Consider the following 24,252-nt stretch of genomic DNA (forward strand, 5'->3'; position numbering starts at 1 on the left):
CGCCTGGGCCAGCACCGCTGGGCCGTAAAACGGACCGTGTCCCGGCTATCCGGTTGGGCACCCCGGTGCGGAACTTGAACACGATGCCTTCGAGGACCTGGCGGTGATCCCGCCACCGTCCTTCCCGGCTCTTCCAGGTCAACGCGGCCTGGCTGGAGCTGTCCCTGACCGCGATCGACCTGCTCGCCTGGACCCGCACCCTGCTTCTGCACGGCGAACTCGCCGATGCCGAGCCCAAGAAGCTCCGCTACCGGCTGCTGCACGCAGCCGCCCGCCTCACCCCCGGAGGCCGCCGCCTCCACCTGAAGATCGCCGCCACCTGGCCTTGGCGGCACGAGCTGGCGAACGCTTTCTCCTGCCTCGCGGCCCTACCAAGACCGGCCACCTGACCATTGACTTCGTCCCTTACCGACCACTACCCGAGGAACCCCGGAGCACCCGACCGAGCGTCGGCCCCCAGCCAAGCCCACCGGGCGAGACATAGCTGACAGCCCCCGCCACTGCGACAAGCCCGGCTCAGCCGAGCCAACTGAAACGGGGAGGCTAATCGCCGTCGTCGAAACCGTGGTCGAAGCCCTTGAGTACAGGGCCCAGTTCGGTCGCCGCGCTGCACAGGGAACACGACCGGGTGCCGGGATGCTCGGCAGCGTCCAGTGCCTAGCCCAGGGTCAGCAACGGCGCCCCGGCGGGTGCTTCCTCGCAGTCGACGGCGTGGATGACGCCCCGGCCGGGGCCGCCGCCGTCCATCTTCTGCAGGACCCAGCCCGACGGCCGGCGCTCTCCTAGGATCTGCTGCTCCGTCGACGGCGGCTGCAGTCGGGTCGTGGGGACGTGGTCGTAGGAGACGCCGGGCACCGGCTTCGCACGGTCCGGGGCTTGCACCCACACCACGTACCAGCGGGCTCCACACTGCCGGACAACTGGTGGAGGGGCAGTATTCCAAGGGTGCGCCTATTCCGCCCGGTCCAGCAGGGTTTGGTCGTCGGCACCGGGGCCGCATCGTCTCGGATCGGCGGCGGGGATGCCGTCCACGATGTTCTAGGGGGCCGCGCGCAGGCCTGCCGCTATGTCATCGGTCAGCGGCTGCGGCTCAGGCTGCTCGACGGCTGAGCAGAGTTCACCGACGCCGGACATTCCTGGCTGCTGCGGGTGCGGGGAGGGAAGTACGGCAGATCGTTCCATCGGCCGATCTGCCGTTCGGTGTCCTTCCCCCGCATGCCTATCGGGTGCAGTCGCAGGATCCGGCCGTGGCCCGGCACTCGCCCGGGGCAGCCTTCGCCGGATCGTCCTGGGCTCAGGTCAGGATGTGGCCGTCGCTGTGGCCCATGCGCGTTGTTCTTCGGCGAGGCGTGCTTCGTCTTCGGCGGTGTCGGTGCCGGCGGCGCGGTTGCCGTAGCCGCGGTGGACGACGAGGAGCTGGTTTTTGTCCCCGTACTTGTCGCGGTAGGCGATCACCGCGGGACCGGCTCCGCTGGAGTGGGCGGGGAAGTCCTTGTCGGTGCTCCAGCCGCCGTTGGTGGTGTAGGTGGCCCACCACAGTTTCTGGTCGTTGCCGCCGTGGCCGCGGTGGATGCAGTACAGCTTGCTGTCGAACACGGCCAGGCCCGGTCCTTCCAAACTGTGATGGGCGTTCAGCTGGCGCTCGGTACCCCATCCGGCGCTGGCGCTGTAGCTGATGTGCTGCAGGGCGGTGGTGTTGTTGCCGCGGTAGACGCAGTGGAGCCTGCCGTCGTAGACCGCCAGGGCCGGGTTCGCCGAGGTACCGACGTTCAGCCTGACGTCGCGGGTCCATCCCGTGGATGGGGTCCAGGTGGTGTGCCACAGGTGTGCCGAGTCGCTGCCCCGGTGGACGCAGTGAAGCTCGTTGCCGAACACCGCCAGGGCTGGTCCCACGGAGCTGGAGTGGGCGCCGAGAGGGGTGTCGGCGCTCCACCTTCCCGTGGCCGGGTCAAAGGTGGTGTGCCACAGGTTCTTGTCGTTGCCGCTGCCCCGGTGCACGCAGTGGAGCCTCCCCTCGAAGGAGGCCAGTGCCGGTCCGCCTTCGCTCGAATGGGCCCCGAACAACGAGTCCTCGCTCCATCCCTTGTCCGGGTCGTAGACCGTCCACCAGAGCCTGGAGTCGGACGGTGAGCCACGGTGGGCGCAGTACAGCTTGCCCTGGTGTTCAGCCAGCGCCGGATTCGAGGCACTGTGGTGGGCGGTGAACTTCTCGTCCTTGCTCCATTCCTCCCGGGTCTCGTAGACCGTCCACCACAGGTTGGTGTCTTCCTTGGGCTTCAGACTGATCGGGATGAGCATGCCCGGAGCGATCCAGGGGGAGACCAGCTTGCAGCCGTAGGTCTGGCCGACCTCCTTGATCCACACTGCCTTGATCTTGCAGTACGCCTCAACGATCTTGTTCATCGGCGACGGCAACGCCTCACCCGCCACGTCACCGATCAGTTCCGCGATGTCGCCCGCCAACGCGGCCGCCTCAGCGTTGAGGTGGATCTCAAAACCCCACCAGAACGTCTTGACCGAGACGTCGTAGCCCCGCGCGCCGAGCTCCTTGCGGGCCACCTCCGCCTTGGTGACTTCCTCCTGCGACGCGGGTGTCGCCCGGCTGCCGTCCTCAAGGACGCCGCTCTCCCGCGCTGCTTTTTCTTCTGTCGCCACCCTGCACTCCTGTCTGCCGTGACAGCAGAGTCACAGCCTGAACCTGCCCCGGCCCGTCACAGACGGTCCAAGCCCTGCCCACTGCTCGCCTGTATCGGTTCGCACGGATCGGCACTATGCGTGTTGGCTTGCATGCAAACAGTAGCGATGTCCAGCTCAAGGCAAAGCCGAATCCCCCATGAATGCCTCAAAGTGCTCTGCGTGGTCTGCCGCAGATGCGCACTCCTCGCGACAGGCGCAGAGCAGCCACCGGTCCAGCTTCGATTGATCGATGAACTCTGGACACCATCCGCGGGCGCGTGGAGTTGAGTGTGCCGGTCGGCAACACGTATTCGTGGCAGTGGGATTCGACCAGCACCTGGACGAGCGGTACGCGATCCTCGGGGCGGCCGGCAGCGACTTCCTGCTGGTGAACCTGTTCCGCGAGCCGCTTGGGGCGCCGATGCCGCCGGAGGCGATGGGCGAGCGGCTGGGGCGGCGGGCGAAGCTGTCGCGGAAGGTGCCCCGCACATGACCCGGCGCGCGTTCGGCAGCAACGTCGCAGACGCGGGCGGGTCGAGGGACGAGGTGCAGATGCTTGGGCCAGGCCCAACCGTCATCCGCCGTGCCGTATCTGATCCCGAACCGCGATCGGCTACGCGAAGCGAATTAGTACTCCAGTCCGACTTTGCGATCTTCGTTGTTCAGGCCTTTGTGTGAGCGGTGCTCGACGGAGGGCATGACCTCGCGGTGGGCCGCGCCGTAGGAGCGGAGCTTGTCGGTGACGATCACCCGCGGCACTGCCCCCGTCCTCTTCATCAGGCGGCGGAAGAAGCGCTTGGCCGCGGCCTTGTCCCGGCGGTTCTGCACCAGGATGTCCAGGACGTTGCCGTCCTGGTCGACGGCCCGCCACAGGTATTGCAACCGCCCGTTGATCTTGATGAAGGCCTCGTCCAGGTGCCACTTGTCCCCGGGCCGAGGCTGCCGGCGGCGCAGCGCGTTGGCGTAAGCCTGCCCGAACTTGGCGCACCAGCGGCGGACCGTCTCTCAGGAGACGACGATCCCGCGCTCGAACATCAACTCCTCGACCTCGCGCAATGACAGCGGGAAGCGGAAGTACAGCCACACACAGTGGGAGATGACCTCGACCGGGTACCGGTGCCCTTTGTGCGACAGCGACACGGACCCCACAGACAGCCCCCTCCAGCACGATCAACCAGAAGATCATCCCACCGGTCAGCAACGTGACAGTGCCCGCCGTCGGCACCGAGTTCGGCCGCCGCTGGGAGCTGTACGAGATGACCTACGCCGACAACCACGAGCAGATCCGTATCGACGCGCTCACCGCTCAGCGCAAGAACGGCCGGTTCGACCGCCACGAGGAGCTGGTCGAGCAGTGCCTGTCGGAGTACGACGAGTCCGGTTGGACCGTGCCCGACCTGATGAACCCCCACCTACACCACCGTCATCGGCCGGCCGGCCGACCGACAGACACGGCGGCGCGGCTCGCCGTCCCGGCCGAGGGGCAGCCCGCACGAGCCGAAAAGGGGAAGGCCGGCTCGTGCGGCGGTGGCGGTCCCGGACGAGGCACCGGACGGGGGTAAACGGCGCCCTCACCTCTCGGTCGTCCGGGACCGCGTCTGCGAGCGGGGTCAGCCGCGGCCGGGGCGGTTCCAGTAGCCCTTGGCGAAGAGGTTGTCGGCCGGGACGCCGAGCGACGGCAGCAGGGCACGCAGCTGGTTGACGACGCGGCTCTCGCCGAGGAGGTAGGCCCGGCCCGTGCCGGGCGGCAGGGCGAGGGCCCTCACCGCAGGCTCGACCAGAGCGGAGGTGCCCGCCGGCTCGTCGCCCCGGTGCAGCCAGCACACGCTGGTGGCGGTGAGGGGCAGTTCGTCGGAGGCGTCGGTGACCTCGGCGACGACCAGGGTCGTGGTCCGCTCGCCGAGGGCCTCGGTGAGCGCGGCCATGGCCGGCACGGACGCCTCGTCCCCCACGAACAGGTGCCAGTCGGCGGGCCGCAGTTCGAGTTTGCCACGCGGTCCGACGAACTCCATCGTGTCACCCGGCCGTGCGGTGGAGGCCCAGCGGCTGCCGGGGCCGTGCCCGTGCAGGAAGACGTCGACGTCCATCTCGCCGGTATCGGGGCGGGAGGCGCGGATGGTGTAGCGCCGCTTGACGCCCCGGCCGGCGGCGTAGGGGAGGAAGAGCTCGATGTCCTGGGCGGGACGGACCTCGACGCCCTTGAGGGACTCGGCGACGGCGGTGACGCGCACCATCCGCGAGGTGAGGGGCCGTACGGCGGACACGGTGGCGGTGTGCACGGCGCGCCGGGAGCGCAGGGACAGCATGGTTCTCCAGTCGGACGAGGTGAGGGGTGGATCAGGCGGACGGGTCGGTGTCCCGCTTGCGGATCCAGGTGAGGACGAGGACGCTGACGACGATCATCACGCCGGCGACCATCCGGTAGCCGTTGTCCATGGCCTGCGCGAACGAGTCGACGACGCGCAGATGTTCGGCGGTGCCGAGGGAGGTGGACTCGCCCAACGCCTGGGCGGTGGAGTGCACCCGCTCCCGCAGCGCGTCGGGCAGGGCGTCGGTGAACTGGGTGTTGAGCACGGTGCCGACGACGGCCACCCCGAGGGCGCTGCCCAGCTCGCGGGTGGAGCTGTTGATGCCCGAGCCCAGACCAGCCTGGTGGGGCGGCAGCGAGCTCATGATGCCGAAGGACAGGGACGGGGCGGACAGGCCCGCACCGACCGCCATGACGACCAGGAACAGCGCGTACAGCGGGTAGGGGGTGTGCCGGTCGGCGAGCGAGAGCAGCAGCAGTCCGGCCACGATGCACAGCATGCCGACCGCCACGAGGCCGCTCGCCCCGAACCGCTTGGCCAGCGGGACACTGCGGCGGGACACCAGCAGCATGCCGACGGCGAGCGGCAGGATCCCCAGCCCGGTCATCAGCGCGGAGAAGCCCTTCACGTACTGCAGGTACTGGGCGTTGACGTAGAAGAGCGCGAACATTCCGAAGAAGGTGGCCCCGATGCCCAGCGCGCCGGCTCGGATCTTCGGCAGGCGGAACAGCCGCGGGTCCAGCAGCGGGTGCGTGCGGCGCAGCTCGTAGGCGGTGAAGGCGGCGAGCAGCAGTGCCGCGGCGGCGAAACCGGACAGGACGGGCACGGAGGACCAGCCCTTCTCCGGGCCCTCGATGATGCTGTAGAGCAGGGCGAGGAACCCGGCGACGAGCAGCACGGAGCCGACCGTGTCCGGGGTGACGTCGCGCTTGGGTGTGGACGGCACCGCCACGGCGACCAGGACGAGCAGCGCGAGCGCGACTGGCGCCGCCGCGAAGAACAGCGCCCGCCAGGACAGGAACTGCAGCAGTACGCCACCGCCCAGGTTGCCGATGACACCGCCGAGGCCGGTCATGGCCGTCCAGGTCGCGATGACGTGGGGGCGTTGCGCGGGAGCGAAGACGTGGACGACGACGGACAGGCTGGGGGGCAGCACGAGGGCCGCTCCCACGCCGGTGACGGCCCGGCCGGTGATGAGCACGGCCGTGCCCGGCGCCAGCGCGGAGACGACCGAGCCCGCGCAGAACGTGGTCAGACCGGCGACCAGGGCCTTCTTGTGGCCGTAGTGGTCGCCGAGCACTCCGGCGGGGATGAGCAGCCCGGCGAAGACGATGACGTAGGAGTCGACGATCCACAGCATCTGCGACGACGACGGATGCAGGCCGCTGCCGCCGATCTTGGGGATGGCCAGGTTGATGGCCGCCACCATGCCGACCACCAAGACGACGCACCCGCACAGCAGAGCCAGGATTCCCTTCTGCTGCCGTTGGCTGTCGCCTGACGCCTGCGGGACGGCGGTCGCCGACTGGGACCTTGCGGATGTTTCGGGCACGACGGCTCAAGCTCCTTGAGGGAAGGACGAACGGGAAAGGGGCGCGGGGAAGGGGCGACGACGCCCCGTCGGACAGCGGACATCGGGCTGTCCCGGTACTCGTCGCAGCGTCCGCGTTCGCCCTCCAAGCTAGGGAAGGGCACCCTGACACTCAAGTGCATGCTTGACAAGGAATGATTTACCCAGACGCAAAGACGCAGGCAGGAGAGGTGACGTTGAGTGGAGTGACCTGTCCGCACTGATACTTTGCGCGGCATGCAATCGGTGAACCTCGACTTGAATCTGCTGGTCGCCCTGGACGCACTGCTGGAGGAGGGCAGCGTGACCGGTGCAGCGAGCCGGCTGCACGTGTCCGCGCCTGCGATGAGCCGCACGCTCGGCCGGATCCGGCGCGCGCTGGGCGATCCGATCCTGGTGCGCGCCGGACGCGACATGGTGCCCACACCCCGCGCCCAGACGCTGCGACCCCGCGTGCACGCCCTGGTGGAAGAGGCGCAGTCCTTGCTCACGGCGAGCGAACCGCCGGAACTTGCCACCCTGGTGCGCGCGTTCACCCTCGTCGCGCACGACGAGATCGTGCACGCGGTGGGGGCCAGACTGCTCGCCAAGGTGCACCGCGAGGCGCCGGGGGTCGCCCTGCGCCTGTTCGCCGAGGCGCCCACCGAGTCGGCCGGGCTGCGCCAGGGCGACGTTGCGCTGGAGATCGGGGTTATCGGGGAGGCACCGCCGGAGACCCGCATCGAACAGCTGCTGGACGACCGCCTGGTGGGCGTGGTCCGGCCCGGCCACCCGCTGGCGTCGGGCCGGGTGACACTGCGTCGGTTCGCCGCGGCCCGGCACCTCGTGGTGTCCCGGCGCGGCCGGCTGGAGGGGCCGGTGGACAAGCTGCTCGCCGAGGCGGGGCTGACCCGCACGGTGTCTGCGTCGGCGCCGACGTTCGCGGCCGCGCTGCTGGTCGCGCGGGACGCGGACGTGGTGGTGATGGTGCCCGAGAAGCTGTGCCGTCCCGCGGTGGAAGCGCTCAGGCTGGTGGCATTCGCCATCCCGGCCGCCCTGCCGGACATCCGCATCTCGCAGGCCTGGCATCCCCGCTTCGACGCCGACAGCGCGCACGCCTGGCTGCGCGGCTGTGTGCGTCAGGTCGTCAGGGAGCAGCACGACGAACCGGAGGCGCACGAACGGGACTGACACGGCCGGGATTTGGCCGCCGAGCCGCACGCCCGTTCGCCGGCCGCCCGGCCGGTAATCCATTGCTTACCGGCCATAACAAAGCCTCTGGACGTGTCGGTGGGTGATCAGGCAGACAGCGAGGCCGAGGAAGGCCTCATGGATGTCGGCCCGTCGTTCCCCTGAACCGTTCCGGGTTCGACAGAGATTTCAGATGTTGACTGTGACCTGGGGATTCGTGGTTGCTCGGTAGAAGTTGGCTTCGTATTCGACGGGTGGAATGTGCCCGATCTCACCGTGGAGCCGGCGGTGGTTGTACCAGTCGACCCATTCGGCAGTGGCGAGTTCGACGTGCGACAGCGTTTTCCATGGCCGCTGCGGCTTGATGACCTCGGTCTTGAACAGGCCAATCGTTGACTCCATGAGCGCGTTGTCGTAGGCGTCGCCGACCGACCCGATCGAGGCCGCGATCCGGGCCGAGTCCAGGTGTTCGGCGAGGCGAAATGATGTGTATTGCGAGCCGGCATCGGAGTGGTGCACCAACTCGCCGGGAATGGGTGGACGGCCGTCTCGGTCGCGCTGCCACAGGTCCATGTCCAGGGCATCCAGGACGAGTTGGGTCTGTTTCGACAGCGACGCGGACCGGCCGACGATGCGGCGGGAGAACGTGTCCACGATGAAGGCGACATAGACGACGCCCGCCCAGGCGGCGACGTGCGTGAAGTCGGCGACCCAGGTGCGGTTCGGTGCCGGTGCAACGAACTCGCGGTCGAGCAGGTCCGGGGCCCTGGCCGCCGCCGGGTCCGGCATGGTTGTGCTGGGGGAGTGCGAGGTGACGGAGCGCGGGCTGTCGACGCCGGCGGTCCAGCGGGTCATCCAGGCCCGCAGCGCCGCGGCGCCCGTTTTTCGCGATTTCTAACGTCAAGGGAAGGGAAGGTCATCGCCTGACAGAGGGTGACATCCCTGTCCGGACACCGGACACCGGACACCGGTCTCCACGTAGGCCGATCGTGGGCGCTCATTCGGTGTCGGTGTAGTCCAGGAAGTCGGCTACGCCGGGGATGCCGCGGCGGTGGGCGGGCTTCTTGTGCAGGTCTTCCAGCGTGCTGGTGCCGAGCGCGGAAGTGACGCCGCCCATCCGGCCGACGAGTCATGGTGCCGCGACCGCGACCGTGACCCCGCCACATCGACGCCCGCCGCTGACACCACCACCCACCGGGAGTGGTCGGTTGACCCTGCCACCCGCCCGCGCACGTGACACGACGGTGCGTCAGGCCCGCAACGGCCTGGTGCGCGCGCCGCCGGCCTTTGGCGTGTCCCGCAGCGTGCGTGGGGAATTTCTCCGCCGTACCCCTCCTGTTGGCCAGGTCTGGCTACCTTCGCCTCGCCCGGTCCGGTACAGGAGAGGTACATCCATGAGCACGCCGATCCACCGCACCTCGGCACGGCAGTCCGCAGCCGTCCTGACGTCAGCCCGGCACCGTGAGGGAGGGAGCCGGACCGGGAGTACGTCGGCACGCTCGCCGGAGCGCGCCCTCCTGGAGATGCAGTCCCGCGCCGGCAACCGAGCCACGACCGCGGCGGTGCAGCGCGTCCGGGACACCGAGAGAGGGAATACGGCGGCGAACGGCGACGCGTCTCCCGCGGCGAAGAAGAACTATCGCGACCGGATCGCCGCGCTCCTCGACAGGTTCAAGAAGAATCTCGAACCCATCGACACCTTCGTCAAGGGCTTCCAGACCCCCACCAACGCGGCCTTGACCCAGCAGGCCGCCGCCGCGGCCAACGAGGGCCTCAAGCACTCCGCCGCCGCCTCGGGGACCTCTGCAGCGTCGGGCAACCTCCTCACGGAGGCCGCCGGCACCGTGGTCAGTGGCATGGACGCGTACAAGAACATGAAGGGCGCCAAGAAGCACGAGACCGGGGCCAACCACCACACGGCGACGAAGAAGGCCAAGACCAAGGGGGCCGACACGGTCGTCGGCGCCGCCAGTTCGGGAAGCTACAGCGCCGCCATCGCCAAGGAGGTGACCAAGATCCAGAAGGCGGCGGACGCCGCGGTGGCATCCGAGGCGAGCGGTATCGCCAGCGCTTCCATCGGCGCGATCAAGGCGATGCGGTCCGCCTTTCGCATCGGGGGAGCAGCCAGCAAGTACAAGCAGGTCAAAAAGCTGGGAGATCCGCACCTCGTCCAGGCGGGGTCACTGGCACGGCTGAACGAGTCGCAGGAGCAGGCGGGCTGGGCCGCAGCAGAGGCTTACGTCGCGCTCGACGCCTACTGGAAGCATGAGGGCCCGGGACGGCTGGAGCTCGTTTCCGAGGCCATCGACGCCGCCTGGGAGGCGATGGGTGAGGCCCGTGACGCTGCCGAGAACCTCCAGCGCGCCGAAATCGACGTGGAAAAGCTGAGCAAGGTGCAGCAGTACGCGAAGAAGAAGCAGCTCACCAAGATGGGCAAGGAGACGGCCGGCGGCGGGGGCGAGTCCGTCAAGGCCGCAGCCGGCGTCGTGACGGCGGTCGCGGCGGGAACAGTCGGGCTGGCGAGCAACCCGGTCGGATGGGGCCTCGCCGGGGCCGGGGCCGGTCTCGTCCTCGGCGTCACCATGTACAAGGCGCTCCGCGCCGCCACGAAGCGCTACGAAGAGGTCCACCACCCCGAGCGCTGGGCGCCGCAGGGCGAGACCCCGGCGGAGGCCGCCTCCCGCACGGAGTCGTTGCAGCACGCGATGAAGTTCTGGAAGAAGGTGTCGAAGGGCGAACGCCAGGCCATGGCGCGCGAGATCTACGCCTTGGCGGCGGGCCCCGACATCTCCGGGAACACCACGGCCGAAATGCGGGAGTCCGCCAGGTCCCTGCTCATCGCTCTCAAATGCGGCCCCGCCAAGCACAAGCTGGAGCCGGACGCGTGGGCCGAAACCCTCAACGACCCTGCAAAGAAGTCCGGTTGGATCGCGGAGATAGCGGAGCAGCTGGCCTCGGGGTGACCTGGAGCGGGCTGGCTACCGCGCCGTCGACAGAGCGGATACGAACGGCACCCAGACCGCACGGCTCAGCGCCAGCCGGGACCTTCGGCGTTCTTGGAGTCGCGGACGTGAAGGGCGGCGAGGGCTGTGGCTTCTCGACGCAGTCGCCCACATCAGGGCTGCTGCTGCAACCAGTCACGGAACGTCACACGATCACCGGTTCTGACACAGCCTCAGGACGTTGGAGACCACCAGGCGGGAGCTCCAGCGGCTGGTGTCGCCGTTGCAGGTGTATCAGACAGCCAGGCGGCGGATCGCGACGACGGCCGCATCGTCGTCGAGGCGTCCGTGCACGTGGGCCAGCAGGTCGTCCTGGAGATGGTGCAGGAGCTCGTCGGGGTCGTCCTCGGTCCACTTGGGCGCTCGTTCGGCGAGGGGGTAGAAGAGCCCGTCGGAGTTGCGGGCTTCGGTGACGCCGTCGGTGTAGAGGAGCAGCAAGTCGCCAGCCTGGAAGGAGAACGTCTGGACGTCGTAGGCGGTGATGCCGAAGGGGCCGCCGAACCCGATCGGGAGATGGCTGGCCTCGGGCGCGAGCGGGGTGAGGTGTTTTCCGCGCAGGAGGAGCGGTGGTGGGTGGCCGCAGCTGACGAGGTGGACGACCGGATCGCGGTCGGGGATGTCGAGCAGTACGGCGGTGGCGAAGTCCTCGGTGGTGTCCTGCTCTGCCTGTGATCGCCACTGGCTGGTGTCCCAGCGGAACGCGCCGTCCAGGTGGACGGCGAGGCGGGGCAGCGTGGCCTGCCGGTGAGCGGCTGCGCGGAAGGCACCGAGCAGCAGGGCGGAGTTGTTGATCGCGCCCAGGCCGTTGCCGCGTACGTCGCCGATGAGGAGGCGGGTGCTGTGGTGGTCGGTCCGGGCGGCCGCGTACAGGTCTCCGCCCAGGTCGGCTTCCTCCTCGGCGGGTAGGTACAGGCCGGCGATCTGCAGCGGGCCAGCGCGAGCGGGCAGGGGTTGGAGCAGGACACTTTGCGCTGCCACGGCCACCGACCGCATCTGGTGCAACTGCTGCTCACGTCGGTCCCGCACCACGCGGACGGCGACACAGGCGGTGGAGACGACGACCAGGGCGATGATCTGGGCTTGGATGTTGGCGGTGGGCAGGACTCCTCTGAGTACGCCGATCAGGACTTGGGCCGCTACCGCAAGAGCTCCCATCAGCGCGGTCACACGGGCGCCGGCGAACGCCACGGTGATCGCGGGTGCGGCCACCAGAAGCGGACCGAGGTGGATGTGCGGTGGAGCCAGCACATCCACTACACAGACAGTGACGATCAGCCCCAACGGGATCACGATCAGCGCGGGAGCATGACCCGGCCGCCAGAGACGCCGGACATCCAGCCATGGTCGAACAGCCATGCCCCAAGCCTTCCACCTGGCTCCGCGTACGGGGACGCGCCGCTCCGCGGGTCGGGTCTGCATGAGTCGCAAGTGTTCATCAGTCGCCCAGGACAGCAGGTCGCCGACGGCGTAAACGGCCTGCTCGCTCGGCGACGCCTGAGGTCGGTGCGGCCTGCATCGGGGACCGAGTCGGTCCGCCCGCTTGGTAGTAGGGCGGACGGCGTGGCGTGGTTGCGGCCGTGGAAGTGGCCGCTTGCGTCTCCTTCAAGCCTTGAGCGACAGCCGTTGAGCGTTGCAAGATGAAGTCATGACCACGGCCTCGCGTGCCCTTGGCGCAATTCGCGGTTCGGCCGGACCCCACGGATGCCCAGCCCAGCTGCGGTACTGGCCGTGCGTTGCGCTCAGCCACAGTCGAGATCGCGCACTTCCACTCCGGCCGACATGCCGACCTCCACCTCTTCGCCAGGTTGATCCAGCATTTCGGGTGTTACCTGAGCCGCTCGAGCGCCATCCGGCTCGTGCCGGGCTCGCACTGGGCGACCATCAGCCTGGAGTGCGACTGGGACATCGATCGCTCATGACCTTGGTCAGCGTCGTCCTCCACGCCCTCCAGAGACGACCGGATCTCGACGACGCACCGCCCCAGCCATGTAAGGGTCATTTCGGCGTGATGCTCGCGCCCGAGCATGCCGGTGACGGCTGAGCGGACCCTCCCGGTCAGGAGAGCACAGTGGCGACCGACCAACGCGAGGAAGAGGCCATCCAGGCACTCACCCAGCGCCTCACCGCCGCATACAGCACGACCCGATCCCCCGCCGAGGTCGAGGCTGCTGTCGCCGCGGCCCACGCATCTTTCGAGGACCGGCCCGTACGTGACTTTGTGCCCGTCCTCGTCGAACGCAAGGTCCGCGCCATTCTCGGCAGCTGACGGCAGGCCTCAGGCGTCCGGCCAACCCAGCTCCATTCCGGGGTACACCCTGTACGTGACGGGGCGACGGAACGGACGCGATGCAGGTTCAGGTGAAGGCCCGGTGTGCCGCTGATGGGCGCGACGCGCTGCCCGTCGAGGCCGTCCCCGTGAACATCCGTGCCGGGCCGGAGTCAGTCAGCGGCGGGGTGGGTGTGCTGTGGCTGTCTGGTCGTGCGAGGCGTACTGGACCCAGGCGTCGACGAGGGCCTGCAGCGCTGCCGCGGAGGCGCCGGCCCGTTCCATGTAGTCGGAGTAGGTGGGCAGCCGGTCCGGGCCGTCGGGCCAGGCCGGGTCAGTGGCGGCCAGGCGGGCGAGGTCTCCCAGCGGTGTGCGGGCTTGCTGGAACTGGGTGAGCCATCTTTGGAAACCCTGCATCGCCCGTGGGCTCCTCTTCACGCGACCGTGGACCTTGCCGTGCCGTGCAGAGCGCCCGTGGTGAGTGGCGCTCGACCATGATCGGTATACACCCGCTCGTGCGCTGTCATCCGTGCCTTTGCCGTTTTCCTCCGCCCGAGCCCTGATGGTGAAGGCCTGCTTCAGCCGCCGGCAGCTGGCCAGTGCCTTTCCCTGCAGATGCAGACTGGACTGGAAGGACGCACTCGAACCGTGTGGGAGGCAGCCGTGGCAGCAGAACCACAGTCCGTGCCGCCGGGTGCGGTGATCACTGCGATCGATGGCCAGCATGCCGAAGTGACTCTGTCCGGAGATGTCAGCGCCGTCCTGCTTCGCGACCTGGAAGCGCAGCTCGCTGATCCGCACCTGCGAAAGGCCGATCATTGGGTGCTGAACCTGAGTGGTGCTACCCGAATTGATCTGGCGTGCGCCTATGCGTTGCTGCGAGCTGTGACTGAACACTCCGGTGCAACTGCCGTACGCGGGGGACGGCGCGCAGTGCTGCGCACCCTGCGGCATGCCGGCTTGGACAAGGCAACTGTGATCGAGGTTGGGGGAACGCGGCAGGGCTCGGTCATCCACTCCCTGCGGATCGGTAGGCACTCGACTCGCTAACCACGCGCCTCGCCAACACCATCAGCGGTCGCATCGAGCGGACCCAGTGCATCAGGGCTTGACTCGAGCGAGTCATCGAGTGCGCGGACAGATACATCAACACCGCTCTGTCCGAGCCGCCGGCGACTGCTCGAGTGAACTACCCTGAGGCCCGGGTGCTGCCGGCCCAAGCCGTGAGGCAGGAAGCCGCCCGGGTCGTGCTGGAGCGTGCCATCAACGCAGCCGGCCAGAAAAGACCGCCACGCTGCGGCGTATCTGACGGACGCAGGCACAGGCGACGGCCGCACGGATCATCCGTGCGGCCCGCCGCTCGCCTCCTATGTCCAGCGCATGCCGATGGAGGAGAGCTGCTCCACGCGCTCCGGAGAGAGTGTCGCGGCTCGGCTGCGCTGGTTCCCGATCCATGCTCCGAGTCGGAGCTGTCGCTCCTCCTGGTCCTTGCCGCTGCCACCCTTCCCGTCGCCGACAACGATCCGTTCGATGTGCTTGCGCGGTACGCGAAGGTGTCCTTCGCGTTCGTAGTACTGCCGGGCGGCCGCGTAGTTCATGGCCCACTTGTCGGCCTGGGTGCGGCGCGGCTGGGGCTTTTCGTTCTCGGCTGCGGGCTCGATCCCGAGGACCTGTTCACACATCCACTGCTGCACGCCCGTGAGCTTGTCCCAGCCGAGCCGGACCGAGCGCACCCACCGCCCCAGATCCTCGCCCCGGTGCATGGGTGCCAGGTTCCGTCGGCAGCGCGCCGCCGGCCTCCAGGTGCTGCCGGGCCAGATGGAAGGCGCGCTGCCACTCGATAGGCCAGGCCGGGCACCACGACGGGACCAGCAACCGGTGCACTGGCGGCGCGGCATCGAGGCGGCTGTCATCTACGCCCGTGAGCACGACGACCTGAAGTGCCGTTCACGTTCCGCGTTCCCGGCCGCGACGACCAGGAGGCCAAGGCCGAGGGGTGGCCGGCAGTGCTCGCCGGTTTTCCACTGGGGCAATGGATCGCCGACGCCAGGAGGTTCTACGCCCGCGGGCACATGGACGAGGACCGTGTCGAGCAGCTGGAGAAGCTCGGCATGGTCTGGTCGCACTTCGACGTCGCGTGGGAGGAGGGCCCGGCCGGCCGAGGCGGGCCACCTCCTGGCACCACTGGACGCCACCTACCAGGGATACCGGGTGGGCATCTGGCTGAAGAACACGCGGGCCGCCGCCCGCAAGGCGCAGGAGATCGAGCAGCGGCGTGCCGAGGGCCTGCCGGTTCAGTCGGCGGCCGGTGCCTTGTCGGAGGAGCGGCGCGAGCAGCTGGAGGACATCGACCCCAGTTCGGTGACCCGGGGTGCTGCTCACCTACGAGCGGGTGCGCGCATACGGGCTGCACGCAACCGAGGACAAGCAGGGCGATCCCCGGTGGCCGGCCTTCGCCGCCCTCTACGGCTTCGAACCACGCCGATCCGTGCAGTGGGAGGTCGAAGCCCTCGAGCCGGACGAACTCCAGCGCCCGGTGCTCGCCGCCGTCGCCCCGTACGTCGACCGCGACGTCCTGACCGAACAGATTGCACGCGAGGAACAGCAACGCCGCGCCCTGTCCGACTTCCTGGAAGCATGGGACGCGGCGGGCGGAGCGTCGTCCTAAGGGCTTGCAGATCAGTAACACGTTGTCTTGATCATGTTGCTGGGGTCGCTGGTCAGGGCTTGAACCCGAGCCTGGAGGGCGGAGGGCGGAGGGCGGGGTGGCCGCGGGCGGGATGACGATGCCGTGCGCCTTGAGCAGTGTCCTGATTTTCAGCAGGGTGCGGTGCATGGCGGTCCGACTGCTGTTTGAACAGCACCGCGAGGGGTTCCGCGGCCGGGGCGACCCGCAGGTGAAGGGCGGCTGCCAGGACTTGGTCAGGGAAGGCGAGCCGGGGCGGGCGGCCGCGCTTGACGTCGTCGTCGACGGCCAAAGTGTCGATGAGATCGCTCAGTTGCTGCCGGGACATGCCGGTCAGGAGGGGGTCGGACAGGAGAGCGTGGTCCCACTCCCTGCCGCACGGCCGAGGCGGCCTGCACACCTTGTCACCGCTGACGTGACCGAGCCGGGTGCGGAACTGCTCGCTCTACGGCGAATACTGCAACCCTCGAATACCGCCTCTTCACCAGTGCCTGTACCCGGGCGACGACCCGGCGGTCCTCAGCCCCCGCATCCCGCGCGCGGTCCTGACGTGGGGTGTGTTCTTACGGCACCCGCACCCGGACCACGCCTGCGGCTGCGAGTGGGACGACACCTGGCGCATGGTCTGGGCACGGTCTGCTCCGGGACGGCGGCATCGGGAAAGCCCGATGCCGCCGCACTTACGAAGGGTCTGGGCGTCCCTTGGTGCGTGAGGGGTATCAGCGGCGGTACATCATATGGAGTTTGCCGTTGTGGGAGGCGAGGGCCGTTTCACCTTCCATGGCGCCGACGGTGACGGAGGATGCGCTCTGCCAGGTGTCACCGGTGGTGTGCAGGAGCCACAGATTGCTATCTGTCCCGCGGACGGCCAGCCACAGTTTGCCGTCGTGGACGGCGATCGTCGGCGAGTCACGGGTAACCCAGTTCGAAGGCAGGGCAAGTTCACCGTAGTGGGCACCCTGGGAGATGCCCCAGCCGGCGTGGTTGTGGTTGTCGGCTGTGCGGCTGGCGTACCAGATCGCGTCCTTGTAGCCGGCGATCGAGAACGGACCATGCGCCGGTGACCATCGGCCGCGCCAGTCACCCAGTGTCGACCAGTCCCCCTCGCCGTAGCGGGAGGAGTGGGTCATGGCTTCGCCGTTGCCGGTGCGGTGGATGACCACCAGCCGCTCGCGGACGACGGGGACGTTCGGGCCGTCGACGGTCAGGCCCGGGGCGCGTTCTGTGTGCACGTGGGGCACTTGGGTAACCGCGCCCCATCCTCCACTGCCCGAATAGCTGCACACGTACAGCGCCCCGTCGGTCCCGGTGTGCGCCATGTACAGCTTGTCCTTGAACACGGCCAGGGCCGGGGCGTAGTCGCTGGCGTAGTAGACGATCTGCGCGGGTTCGGACCAGGTGCCGTTGTCCAGCGCGCTCCACATCACGGCGCGGTCGCCGGGACGGACGTACGAGGCGTAGAGCTTGCCGGCGTAGGAGGCGAGTGCCGGGGGTGAGGCGCTGGTCCAGCCCAGGGCGACGGGTGCGCTCGATGTGGTGGAGTTGCCGGAGCCGGAAAGAGTGACGTACTCCAGGGCCCCCGCGGGGAAGACCGGCCGTTCGCCGGTGTAGCGGATGCGCAGGGAGTGGTGGCCTTCGCCGTTGAATTCCCAGGTGTCCCGGCCGCGGTTGTACAGGGTGACCAGGGTGTGGCGGTCGAAGAAGAACAGCCGTTCACAGGACAAGTCGTCCTTGTTGCGCAGATACTCCTTGAGGAAGATGAACAGCTTCGTGATCTCCAGCGCATAGCCCAGGAGTTCACCTGCGAAGGTGGGGTTGAAGTTGTTGAGGAGGTCGGTGATGTGCAGTCCGTCGACCACCTCTTGCAGGACCTCGAAAAGCTTGTTGTACCACTCGGAGCTGCTCTGGTCGGCCTCCCATGCGGCGACGTGCAGGCCCAAGTGCGTGCCGGCCTGCCCGTCGAAGACCACCCGGTCGGCTCCGCTGAACGAGCGAGTGTCGCCCTTCCTGATCGAGCCGAACTCCCCGGACTTGTAGGTGCGAGCCTTGTGCTTGTCGGAGGCAGCCGCGACGGTCCAGTAGATCTCGTCCTTACCGCCCCACTGATCGCCCACCGCCCGCCGGACGTAGAAGCTGTCGAACTCGACCTTGGCCCGGTAGCCGGGCACGGGCTTGCCCCGCTCCTCCGAGGGCACCGGCGGACGATTGAACACGGTCGCCCCGTAACCAAACTCGGTAAGGGCCGCCGTGAACTGCGCGCTGTCGATCGCCCGACCGTCTGCCAGCGCGGCGGGGTCCACGATCGCCGCGTTGGGCAGCGTGACCGCCTCCCGTCCGATGGCCGGCAGGCGCGCTTTGAAATTGGCGAGTGTGTACCCCGACGTCAGCGGCCGGGAGGTGACGGAGGCGGGCACGATGTCCAGCACCCCCAGATCCGCCACCGCGGACCGGTACTCCTGCCCGCACGCATGCACATCCGCCTGCGGCATCAGATCACTCAAGGCTTTGAGCAGCACCCGCTCCAAATCAGTCGGGGCCTTCCCCTGCCGGGACCGTTCGGCGGCGTGCAGCGCCGCTCCGACCAGTTCGCCCTGTTCCCGCCCCTGCCGCAGGCCCCGCATGAACCGGCTCTCGCTCGCGGCCACTGGGCCGCGCAGCATCTCCCTCAACCGCACAGCACCTTCCGCCGGCGTGACTTCCTCAACCGTCATACCCACTCCTCACCCACAGCCATGGGTAACGACCAGTTGCGGCCGTCAGCCCTTCCCGGAGATCAATACACAGCGTGTGGGGATATATGCGTCATGTAACTGGATTGGCCAGTTGTCGCGCCGCTTACGCGAAGTCTGAGGTGAGTGGGAAGACTGCTTTCCCACCGGCCGGCATCACGGATACGGCGAGCATGCACCACCTCCGCCAGGCCTCCGACAATGCTCTGCCACGGCGTTTCACTCTCGTGTTCCGGGTTGGCGCGAGAGTCGGCGACGGATCGGTACCGACGCCCGCGGCATGCTGATGCGAACGCACGATGGTGGAGTCCACCGAGATGACCAAGTCGAACTATGACGCACGAATAGCGCAGGCTCGGAATACCGCCTCTTCACCAGTCCCTGTACCCGGGCGACGACCCGGCGGTCCTCATCACCCGCATCCCGCGCGCGGTCCTGACGTGGGGTGTGTTCTTAGGGCACCCGCACCCGCAGCGGGACCACGCCTGCGGCTGCGAGTGGGACGACACCTGGCGCATGGTCTGGGCACCGGCCGCCGAACCCGGAGCCGTCCCGATCACAGCGATGCGTCACCCGGCCGCTCCGGTGACCGCAGCCGGCATCCCCAACCCCGACGAAGACGTGCCCGCCACTTGGGCGGCCTGACACCCGCACCCTGAAGCCCTGCCTCCCGGCCTCTCACCGGGAGGCAGGGCTTTTTGCGTTTCAGCTGAGTTCCCGGAGGAGTGAGCTGCGCTCGATGCTCGCTCCCGCGCGCAAGGGGCGCTGAGACAACTCAGGTGCTTACCCGGTAAGCACCGAGCTCATCGGAGGGGCTGCAGCGGAGACCGGATCCGAGAGCCGCCAGTGGGCGCGGATGGCATCGGAGTCGCGGTGGAGCTGGAAGCTGTGCGCCAGCATCCGCTCCTCGTCGATGAAGACCGCGACCATGAGCTGAGGGCCGTGCTCTTGAGCGAATGCCACCGCCTGCGCGATGGCGCGCCGGAAACCGTCGAGGTGACCGTCCGTGATGCGCATGGTATTGCGGAAGAGAACGGTGCTGCTCTTTGTGATCTCCGTGCGCCGAGTGTTGCGCCTCAACCGAGGTTGAGGTCAAGGGTGCAGCCCAGCCGGGGAACCGGCGACAACACTGAGGCTGCTGATGAAGCCCTGGTGGGCCGCCTCGCACTCTTCTCCGGCACGGAGGACCGAACAGCACCTCCCACCCGAGCCCAGTGATGAACCGAACATTAAGTTACAAACTGGTCTCTTATGGCCGTCCTGCGCGACGCTGCAGCGGCCCAGACGGCGTCCGATGGCGGGGCGAACCTGAGCAGCAGCGCCGCTGCGGCGAGCCCGACAACGACACCGACCAGGCCGAGCACCGTCAGCAGCCTGCCCATCCGCTCCACAAGCCGTCCGGCTACGACGGCCGCTCCCGCGGAGCCCACCGTGAACGGTGTCACGGCCAGTCCGGACTGCAGCGGCGAATAGCCCAGGCCGTTTTGGAAGAACAGGGCGAACACGATCCACACACCCCTGAATCCCATGAAGTAGAGCGTCGCCAGGCCGGCATCGGTCGCATAGCCACGGGTTTCCGTAATCAACCTTGCATGCAGCAGCGGTTCGCCGCCTTGGGCTGCGACTCTGCGCTCCCATCGCCCGAAGCCGACCAGCAGCAGTGCCCCTACCGGGAAGAGCCACCACAGACGGCGCACGCCGCCGGAGTCGGCTTTGACCAACGGCAGCAGGGCTGCCAGGACACCGCAACCGATCAGGGCGACGCCCGACAGATCGAGGTGTCCCCTCTTGCCCGGGGCGACGCGGGGCAGCAGTTGGTAGCCGAGTACGAGTGCCACGGCACCCACGGGAACGTTGACGAAGAAGATCCAGCGCCGGCCCTGGGGTCCGGTGGCCAAGGCGAGGATGACGCCTCCGGTGATCGGACCGACCGCACTGGAGATGCCGACAGTGGCGCCGAACAACCCGAAGGCACGAGCACGCTCGGCTCCAGTGAACATCTGTTGGATCAGCGCAGGATTCTGCGGAGCAAGGCAGCCGGCGGCGATTCCTTGCGCCATGCGGGCGATGACGAGCTGCCCGACTCGCCGATGTTCGGCTCACTGCCCATGGAGGGCGCTGCGTTTCCTTGCCAGGGAAGACCCGGGTGCCAGCGGAAGATGAGCAAGGGAAACAGAAAGGGATCTTCCATGTCTCACGCTTCCACCGTCGCTGTTCTCGGAGCAGGCGCGCTGGGCGCCGCGATGGCGATGCGGCTCGGAGAGAGTGGCCACGAGGTTCGGCTGTGGAACCGTACGGAGGAGAGGGCCCGTGCGGTGGCGGAGCAGGCTACCGGGGTCACGGCAGTGAGCGCGGTGGGCGATGCGGTCTCCGGGGCGTCCGTCGTCCTCACGGTGCTCCGTGACGGCGATGCGGTCGCGGAGGTCATGTCAGAGGCCATCGGCCGGCTCGACAACGTCGCCGTCTGGGTACAGGCGAGCACGGTAGGCCCACGGAAAGCCGACGCGTTGGCCGGCCTGGCGCGTGATCACAGTGTCGCGTACCTCGACGCACCGGTCTCGGGAAGCACCGCTCCCGCCCGCCAGGGCAAGCTTGTCTGGCTGGTTGCCGGCCCCGAGGACGTCCTTGCACGGGCACGCCCCCTGCTCGACGATCTCGGCTCGTCCGTGCTCCACGTCGGGACGGGGGTCGAGGGAAACGCCGTCAAGCTTGCCGTGAACGCCTGGATGGCTGCCTCCACGGTCGCCATGAGCGACGTCCTCGCGCTGTGTGACACGCTCGGTGTCGACCACGCGACGTTCGTCCGGGTGCTTGAGGCGGGCCCGCTCGCCATGCCGTACGAGTTGCAGAAGGTGCGCGCCATGGACGACGCCTCATACGCCCCCGGATTCGCGGTGCAACTCGCCTTGAAGGACATCGAACTGGCCGCGACAGCCGCCGCCCCCAGCGCTCTGCTTCAGGTCGTCCGAGACCGCCTGGAAGCAACCGTCGCAGCCGGCCACGACCACGACGACCTCGCCGCCGTCGATTACCTCAGGAAGCCGCCGTCGTAGTCCGCCTACGGGTCGTTGCTCATCGGCGCTTGCAGGTCGTATACCGCGTCCGGCCGGTCAGCTGCGGGGGCGCATCGGTCGAGCCGTCTTCCAGGATTGAGGTAAAGAAATGACGATCGCCGCCCAGAATCGCCCGCGTATCGGCTGGATCGGTGTGGGCCGCATGGGCTTCCAGCTGGCTGCCCGGCTGCTGGATGCGGGGCACGACATCGCCGTCTACAACAGGGCTCGCGCCAAGGCGAACCACTGGCTGAGCAGGGAGCGACGATCGTCGACCGGCCGGTAGATCTGGCCGACCGGGACGTCGTCTTCACCATGGTGACCGCCTCGGCTGCCCTGGAAGCGGTCACCACGGGCCCCGGCGGTGTGCTGACCTCGCCGGATGCCGCGCCGGGGGTGCTGATCGACTGCTCCACGGTGTCCACCCAGGTGTCCGCGCTGATCCGGGACGAAGCCGCCAAGCGTGGGACCGACTTCCTGGCCGCCACGGTGAGCGGGAACCCGAAGGTGATCACCGCAGGCAAGCTGACGATCGCGGTCTCTGGCTCGCCCCAGGTGTTCGGTCAGGCTGAGCCGTTGCTGGCGCTGCTGGGGCGCGGGGTGACCTACGTCGGCGAGGGCGAAGTCGCCCGTCTCGTCAAGATCGCGCACAACGTCTTTCTCGGCGTCGTCACCCAGTCGCTCGCCGAGATCACCATCCTGGCGGAGAAGGGCGGTGTCAGCCGTGCCGCCTTCCTGCAATTCCTCAACGACTCCGTGATGGGCTCGGTCTTCACTCGCTACAAGTCGCCCGCGCTGGTCAACCTGGACTTCACGCCGACGTTCACCATGCCGCTGCTGCGCAAAGACTTCGACCTGGGGCTCTCCGCCGCCCGCGAGCTGGAGGTCCCGATGCCACTCGCCGCCGCCACCGCCCAGCTCGTCGCGGCTGCCATCGGCGCGGGGTATCTCGAAGAGGACTTCGCCTCCTTGATCCTCGAGCAGGCCAGGAACTCCGGTATCACGCCGGAAGCCGAGAACGTGCCAGTGGACGACGGTCTGTCACCACAGACCTGATGATGACGGTGTCGCCGCGGTCGGCGAGTCGCTGTGCCAGAACGCGTCCCAGGGAGCCGCTTGCTCCGACGATGATCGAGGTGGATACGAGACAGGGGCTCCCTTCGACTCACATGCAACCAGTCACCTTCAGCTCACCGCGTCTCCTCCCCAAGGCACCCAAGGCACAAGTCGCCGCCGATGCCGAGGCAACCATGAGAAGTTGACGCGCGGCCGTCCAGCAGTTCGGTTGCGGTATGCGTGTCAGGGCTGGGTGACCCCAACGCAACCCGCAGGTCAAGGGGTTCGTGCCCCAGCCGAAGCGGTGGAGGGTCGAGCAGACCTACGGGATCCTGATACTGCACCGGCGTCTGGTCCGCGACTACGAGCACCGCCCCTCCTCCTCCGCCTCACGTGTCTACTGGGCGATGACCCACGTCATGGTCCGCCGCCTCACCGGCGCGAACGCCCCCACCTGGCGCGGGGCGCAGGCGGTGGCAGCGTGAACATCGAGCCCTGCTCGACGCCCTGGACCTCCAGGAAGACGCCGCCCGGGCCCTGGCCGACGGCCTCCGCGCACAGATTGACGACCTGCAGACCCGACTGCGTGAGGCAGAGACGCACCTGGAGCACCTCGCGATTACCCGCAAGACCGTCACCGACACGGTGAGCGGGGTAACTCCCGAGCTGGAAGCGACAGTTGATGACTGGCGCGACGAGTGACACCGTGGCCGGGGAGGCCGCTGTGGGTGCGGCGAGCGCCATGGATGACGGGCTGGTCGCCGAGCTGGTTGCCCGGGCCCAGGCCGGCGGGGTGAAGCTCACCGGGGAGGGCGGCCTGCTGCAGCGGCTGACCAAACGGGTACTGGAGTCCGCTCCGGAGGGCGAGCTCACGGATCATCTGGGGCACGAGTCCGGTGAGCGGGCCGAGGGTGGTAGGGAGAACTACCGCAACGGGCACCGCTCCAAGGTGCTCGCGGATCGCGCGGGAGGAGTACGCCTTGTCGGCCAGGACCAGGTCCGGCCTGGTGCGAGGTCGTCCTCGTCGGCGGGGAATGCGTAGGGGGGCCATGACGTCGGTGAACGCAGGTGCATCACCAGCCTGTCCGGCGGTGAGAACGAACGCGAGTGGCAGGCAGCGGGCATCCGCAGCGAGGTGGATCTTTGTGGTCAGTCCGCCGCGGGACCGACCGATGGCGTGGTCGTCCGGTTCGCCGGCCGGGGCCCCTTTTTGCGTGCCCCGGCCGCGTGCTGGTGGGCTCGCACGATCGTGGAGTCGACCGAGACGGCCCAGTTGAGATCCTCGTCCGCGTCGGCCTGTGCCACCAGAGCGATGAACACCCGCTCCCAGGTGCCGTCGACGGCCCACATCCATAGCCGGTTGTAGACACCTCGCCAGTTGCCGTACTTCTCCGGCAGGTGGACCCACTGCGTACCGGTCTGGAACTTAAAGGCGATCGCATCGATCACCTCACGATGGTCTCGCCAGCGGCCACCCCGCTTCGGTGTCCGGTCCGGGGATAACGGCTCGATCCGCGCCCACTGCGCGTCGGTCAACGACACAACCAGACCAACGACCGACTGATCCAAACGAAACTGCCTAGACCTGGGTGTCAAGGACATGGACCGAGCCCAGGAAGACGTCCTCAACCTGGGCGCCTCACTGCTCGATGAGGGGGACGGGAAGCGGAGTTGGCGCATCTTCGCGGATCCGGCAGGTCATCCGTTCTGTCTCGTCCGGGACTGAACGGAGACA

18 protein-coding genes and 12 pseudogenes are annotated in these 24,252 nt (G+C 68.3%); 16 read left to right on the plus strand and 14 right to left on the minus strand.

Annotated features, from left to right (window positions below):
- Positions 1–131: 131 nt before the first annotated feature.
- A pseudogene (locus ACIOC0_RS16990) lies at positions 132–389 on the plus strand (transposase); the annotation flags it as partial.
- A gap of 154 nt (positions 390–543) precedes the next feature.
- Here the strand turns inward: ACIOC0_RS16990 and ACIOC0_RS16995 are convergent.
- Positions 544–897 (minus strand): annotated as a pseudogene (locus ACIOC0_RS16995) (DUF6233 domain-containing protein); the annotation flags it as partial.
- A 402-nt stretch (positions 898–1,299) separates the two neighbouring features.
- Positions 1,300–2,655 (minus strand): hypothetical protein, encoded by a 1,356-nt coding sequence (locus ACIOC0_RS17000; RefSeq protein WP_402155768.1) that lies wholly within the window; start codon positions 2,653–2,655, stop codon positions 1,300–1,302.
- 334 nt (positions 2,656–2,989) lie between these two features.
- Between ACIOC0_RS17000 and ACIOC0_RS17005 the strand changes: the two genes are divergently transcribed.
- Positions 2,990–3,169: a hypothetical protein gene (locus tag ACIOC0_RS17005; RefSeq protein WP_402155769.1), complete on the plus strand. Its 180-nt coding sequence runs from the start codon at positions 2,990–2,992 to the stop codon at positions 3,167–3,169.
- Positions 3,170–3,333: 164 nt separating this feature from the next.
- On the opposite strand, the pseudogene ACIOC0_RS17010 reads toward ACIOC0_RS17005, so the two are convergent.
- A pseudogene (locus ACIOC0_RS17010) lies at positions 3,334–3,825 on the minus strand (IS6 family transposase); the annotation flags it as partial.
- A gap of 53 nt (positions 3,826–3,878) precedes the next feature.
- Here ACIOC0_RS17010 and ACIOC0_RS17015 point away from each other — a divergent pair.
- The gene (locus tag ACIOC0_RS17015) at positions 3,879–4,238 is read left to right on the plus strand and encodes a hypothetical protein (protein WP_402155770.1); all 360 of its coding nucleotides are present in this window, start codon (positions 3,879–3,881) and stop codon (positions 4,236–4,238) included.
- A 48-nt stretch (positions 4,239–4,286) separates the two neighbouring features.
- Here ACIOC0_RS17015 and ACIOC0_RS17020 read toward each other — a convergent pair whose 3' ends face one another.
- Positions 4,287–4,982 carry a siderophore-interacting protein gene (locus tag ACIOC0_RS17020; RefSeq protein WP_402155771.1) on the minus strand — a complete coding sequence of 232 codons (696 nt, stop codon included), beginning with the start codon at positions 4,980–4,982 and terminating at the stop codon, positions 4,287–4,289.
- Positions 4,983–5,013: 31 nt separating this feature from the next.
- Entirely contained in the window at positions 5,014–6,537 is a 1,524-nt protein-coding gene (locus ACIOC0_RS17025) for an MFS transporter (protein WP_402155772.1), read from the minus strand.
- Positions 6,538–6,792: 255 nt separating this feature from the next.
- Here ACIOC0_RS17025 and ACIOC0_RS17030 point away from each other — a divergent pair, with 255 nt between their 5' ends.
- Positions 6,793–7,725 (plus strand): LysR family transcriptional regulator, encoded by a 933-nt coding sequence (locus tag ACIOC0_RS17030; protein ID WP_402155773.1) that lies wholly within the window; start codon positions 6,793–6,795, stop codon positions 7,723–7,725.
- A gap of 189 nt (positions 7,726–7,914) precedes the next feature.
- Here ACIOC0_RS17030 and ACIOC0_RS17035 read toward each other — a convergent pair whose 3' ends face one another.
- Positions 7,915–8,580 (minus strand): IS3 family transposase, encoded by a 666-nt coding sequence (locus ACIOC0_RS17035; protein WP_402155774.1) that lies wholly within the window; start codon positions 8,578–8,580, stop codon positions 7,915–7,917.
- A 539-nt stretch (positions 8,581–9,119) separates the two neighbouring features.
- On the opposite strand from ACIOC0_RS17035, the gene ACIOC0_RS17040 reads away from it, so the two are divergent.
- The gene (locus ACIOC0_RS17040; RefSeq protein WP_402155775.1) at positions 9,120–10,688 is read left to right on the plus strand and encodes a hypothetical protein; all 1,569 of its coding nucleotides are present in this window, start codon (positions 9,120–9,122) and stop codon (positions 10,686–10,688) included.
- Between the two features lie 273 nt (positions 10,689–10,961).
- Here ACIOC0_RS17040 and ACIOC0_RS17045 read toward each other — a convergent pair whose 3' ends face one another.
- The gene (locus tag ACIOC0_RS17045; RefSeq protein ID WP_402155776.1) at positions 10,962–12,083 is read right to left on the minus strand and encodes a PP2C family protein-serine/threonine phosphatase; all 1,122 of its coding nucleotides are present in this window, start codon (positions 12,081–12,083) and stop codon (positions 10,962–10,964) included.
- 305 nt (positions 12,084–12,388) lie between these two features.
- Between ACIOC0_RS17045 and ACIOC0_RS17050 the strand changes: the two genes are divergently transcribed.
- Positions 12,389–12,646, plus strand: coding sequence for a luciferase family protein (locus tag ACIOC0_RS17050; RefSeq protein ID WP_402155777.1), 258 nt, complete (start codon positions 12,389–12,391; stop codon positions 12,644–12,646).
- 149 nt (positions 12,647–12,795) lie between these two features.
- The gene (locus tag ACIOC0_RS17055) at positions 12,796–12,993 is read left to right on the plus strand and encodes a three-helix bundle dimerization domain-containing protein (protein WP_402155778.1); all 198 of its coding nucleotides are present in this window, start codon (positions 12,796–12,798) and stop codon (positions 12,991–12,993) included.
- Positions 12,994–13,170: 177 nt separating this feature from the next.
- Here the strand turns inward: ACIOC0_RS17055 and ACIOC0_RS17060 are convergent, their stop codons facing one another.
- On the minus strand, positions 13,171–13,410 hold the full coding sequence (locus ACIOC0_RS17060; RefSeq protein WP_402155779.1) for a YozE family protein: 240 nt from the start codon (positions 13,408–13,410) through the stop codon (positions 13,171–13,173).
- Between the two features lie 246 nt (positions 13,411–13,656).
- On the opposite strand from ACIOC0_RS17060, the gene ACIOC0_RS17065 reads away from it, so the two are divergent.
- Entirely contained in the window at positions 13,657–14,043 is a 387-nt protein-coding gene (locus ACIOC0_RS17065; protein ID WP_402155780.1) for an STAS domain-containing protein, read from the plus strand.
- Between the two features lie 317 nt (positions 14,044–14,360).
- Here ACIOC0_RS17065 and ACIOC0_RS17070 read toward each other — a convergent pair whose 3' ends face one another.
- A complete protein-coding gene (locus ACIOC0_RS17070) occupies positions 14,361–14,756 on the minus strand; it encodes a helicase associated domain-containing protein (protein ID WP_402155781.1) in 396 nt (131 codons plus the stop codon).
- Between the two features lie 243 nt (positions 14,757–14,999).
- Here ACIOC0_RS17070 and ACIOC0_RS17075 point away from each other — a divergent pair.
- The 3 genes and pseudogenes from ACIOC0_RS17075 to ACIOC0_RS17085 form a co-directional block, all read left to right on the plus strand.
- A pseudogene (locus tag ACIOC0_RS17075) lies at positions 15,000–15,053 on the plus strand (hypothetical protein); the annotation flags it as partial.
- A gap of 25 nt (positions 15,054–15,078) precedes the next feature.
- Positions 15,079–15,333 (plus strand): annotated as a pseudogene (locus ACIOC0_RS17080) (helicase associated domain-containing protein); the annotation flags it as partial.
- Between the two features lie 31 nt (positions 15,334–15,364).
- The gene (locus tag ACIOC0_RS17085) at positions 15,365–15,661 is read left to right on the plus strand and encodes a hypothetical protein (RefSeq protein ID WP_402155782.1); all 297 of its coding nucleotides are present in this window, start codon (positions 15,365–15,367) and stop codon (positions 15,659–15,661) included.
- Between the two features lie 11 nt (positions 15,662–15,672).
- Here ACIOC0_RS17085 and ACIOC0_RS17090 read toward each other — a convergent pair.
- From ACIOC0_RS17090 to ACIOC0_RS17105, 4 genes and pseudogenes are all read right to left on the minus strand, one after another.
- Positions 15,673–16,049 (minus strand): annotated as a pseudogene (locus ACIOC0_RS17090) (ISAzo13 family transposase); the annotation flags it as partial.
- Positions 16,050–16,398: 349 nt separating this feature from the next.
- Positions 16,399–18,390, minus strand: a complete 1,992-nt coding sequence (locus ACIOC0_RS17095) for a hypothetical protein (RefSeq protein WP_402155783.1) — start codon at positions 18,388–18,390, stop codon at positions 16,399–16,401.
- An 801-nt stretch (positions 18,391–19,191) separates the two neighbouring features.
- The gene (locus ACIOC0_RS17100) at positions 19,192–19,425 is read right to left on the minus strand and encodes a hypothetical protein (protein ID WP_402155784.1); all 234 of its coding nucleotides are present in this window, start codon (positions 19,423–19,425) and stop codon (positions 19,192–19,194) included.
- A gap of 254 nt (positions 19,426–19,679) precedes the next feature.
- Positions 19,680–20,483 (minus strand): annotated as a pseudogene (locus ACIOC0_RS17105) (MFS transporter); the annotation flags it as partial.
- Between the two features lie 114 nt (positions 20,484–20,597).
- On the opposite strand from ACIOC0_RS17105, the gene ACIOC0_RS17110 reads away from it, so the two are divergent.
- The 4 genes and pseudogenes from ACIOC0_RS17110 to ACIOC0_RS17125 form a co-directional block, all read left to right on the plus strand.
- Positions 20,598–21,461: an NAD(P)-dependent oxidoreductase gene (locus tag ACIOC0_RS17110; RefSeq protein WP_402155785.1), complete on the plus strand. Its 864-nt coding sequence runs from the start codon at positions 20,598–20,600 to the stop codon at positions 21,459–21,461.
- A 190-nt stretch (positions 21,462–21,651) separates the two neighbouring features.
- Positions 21,652–22,517, plus strand: a pseudogene (locus ACIOC0_RS17115) (NAD(P)-dependent oxidoreductase).
- Positions 22,518–22,777: 260 nt separating this feature from the next.
- Positions 22,778–23,002: pseudogene (locus tag ACIOC0_RS17120) on the plus strand (IS5/IS1182 family transposase); the annotation flags it as partial.
- 257 nt (positions 23,003–23,259) lie between these two features.
- A pseudogene (locus ACIOC0_RS17125) lies at positions 23,260–23,439 on the plus strand (IS256 family transposase); the annotation flags it as partial.
- On the opposite strand, the pseudogene ACIOC0_RS17130 reads toward ACIOC0_RS17125, so the two are convergent.
- Positions 23,434–24,065, minus strand: a pseudogene (locus tag ACIOC0_RS17130) (IS5 family transposase); the annotation flags it as partial. The pseudogenes ACIOC0_RS17125 and ACIOC0_RS17130 sit on opposite strands and share 6 nt — an antisense overlap.
- Positions 24,066–24,096: 31 nt before the next feature.
- On the opposite strand from ACIOC0_RS17130, the pseudogene ACIOC0_RS17135 reads away from it, so the two are divergent.
- Positions 24,097–24,243, plus strand: a pseudogene (locus ACIOC0_RS17135) (VOC family protein); the annotation flags it as partial.
- Between the last annotated feature and the right edge of the window lie 9 nt (positions 24,244–24,252).

The sequence above is a fragment of the Streptomyces sp. NPDC088254 genome (genome assembly GCF_044740925.1).
GTDB lineage: Bacteria > Actinomycetota > Actinomycetes > Streptomycetales > Streptomycetaceae > Streptomyces.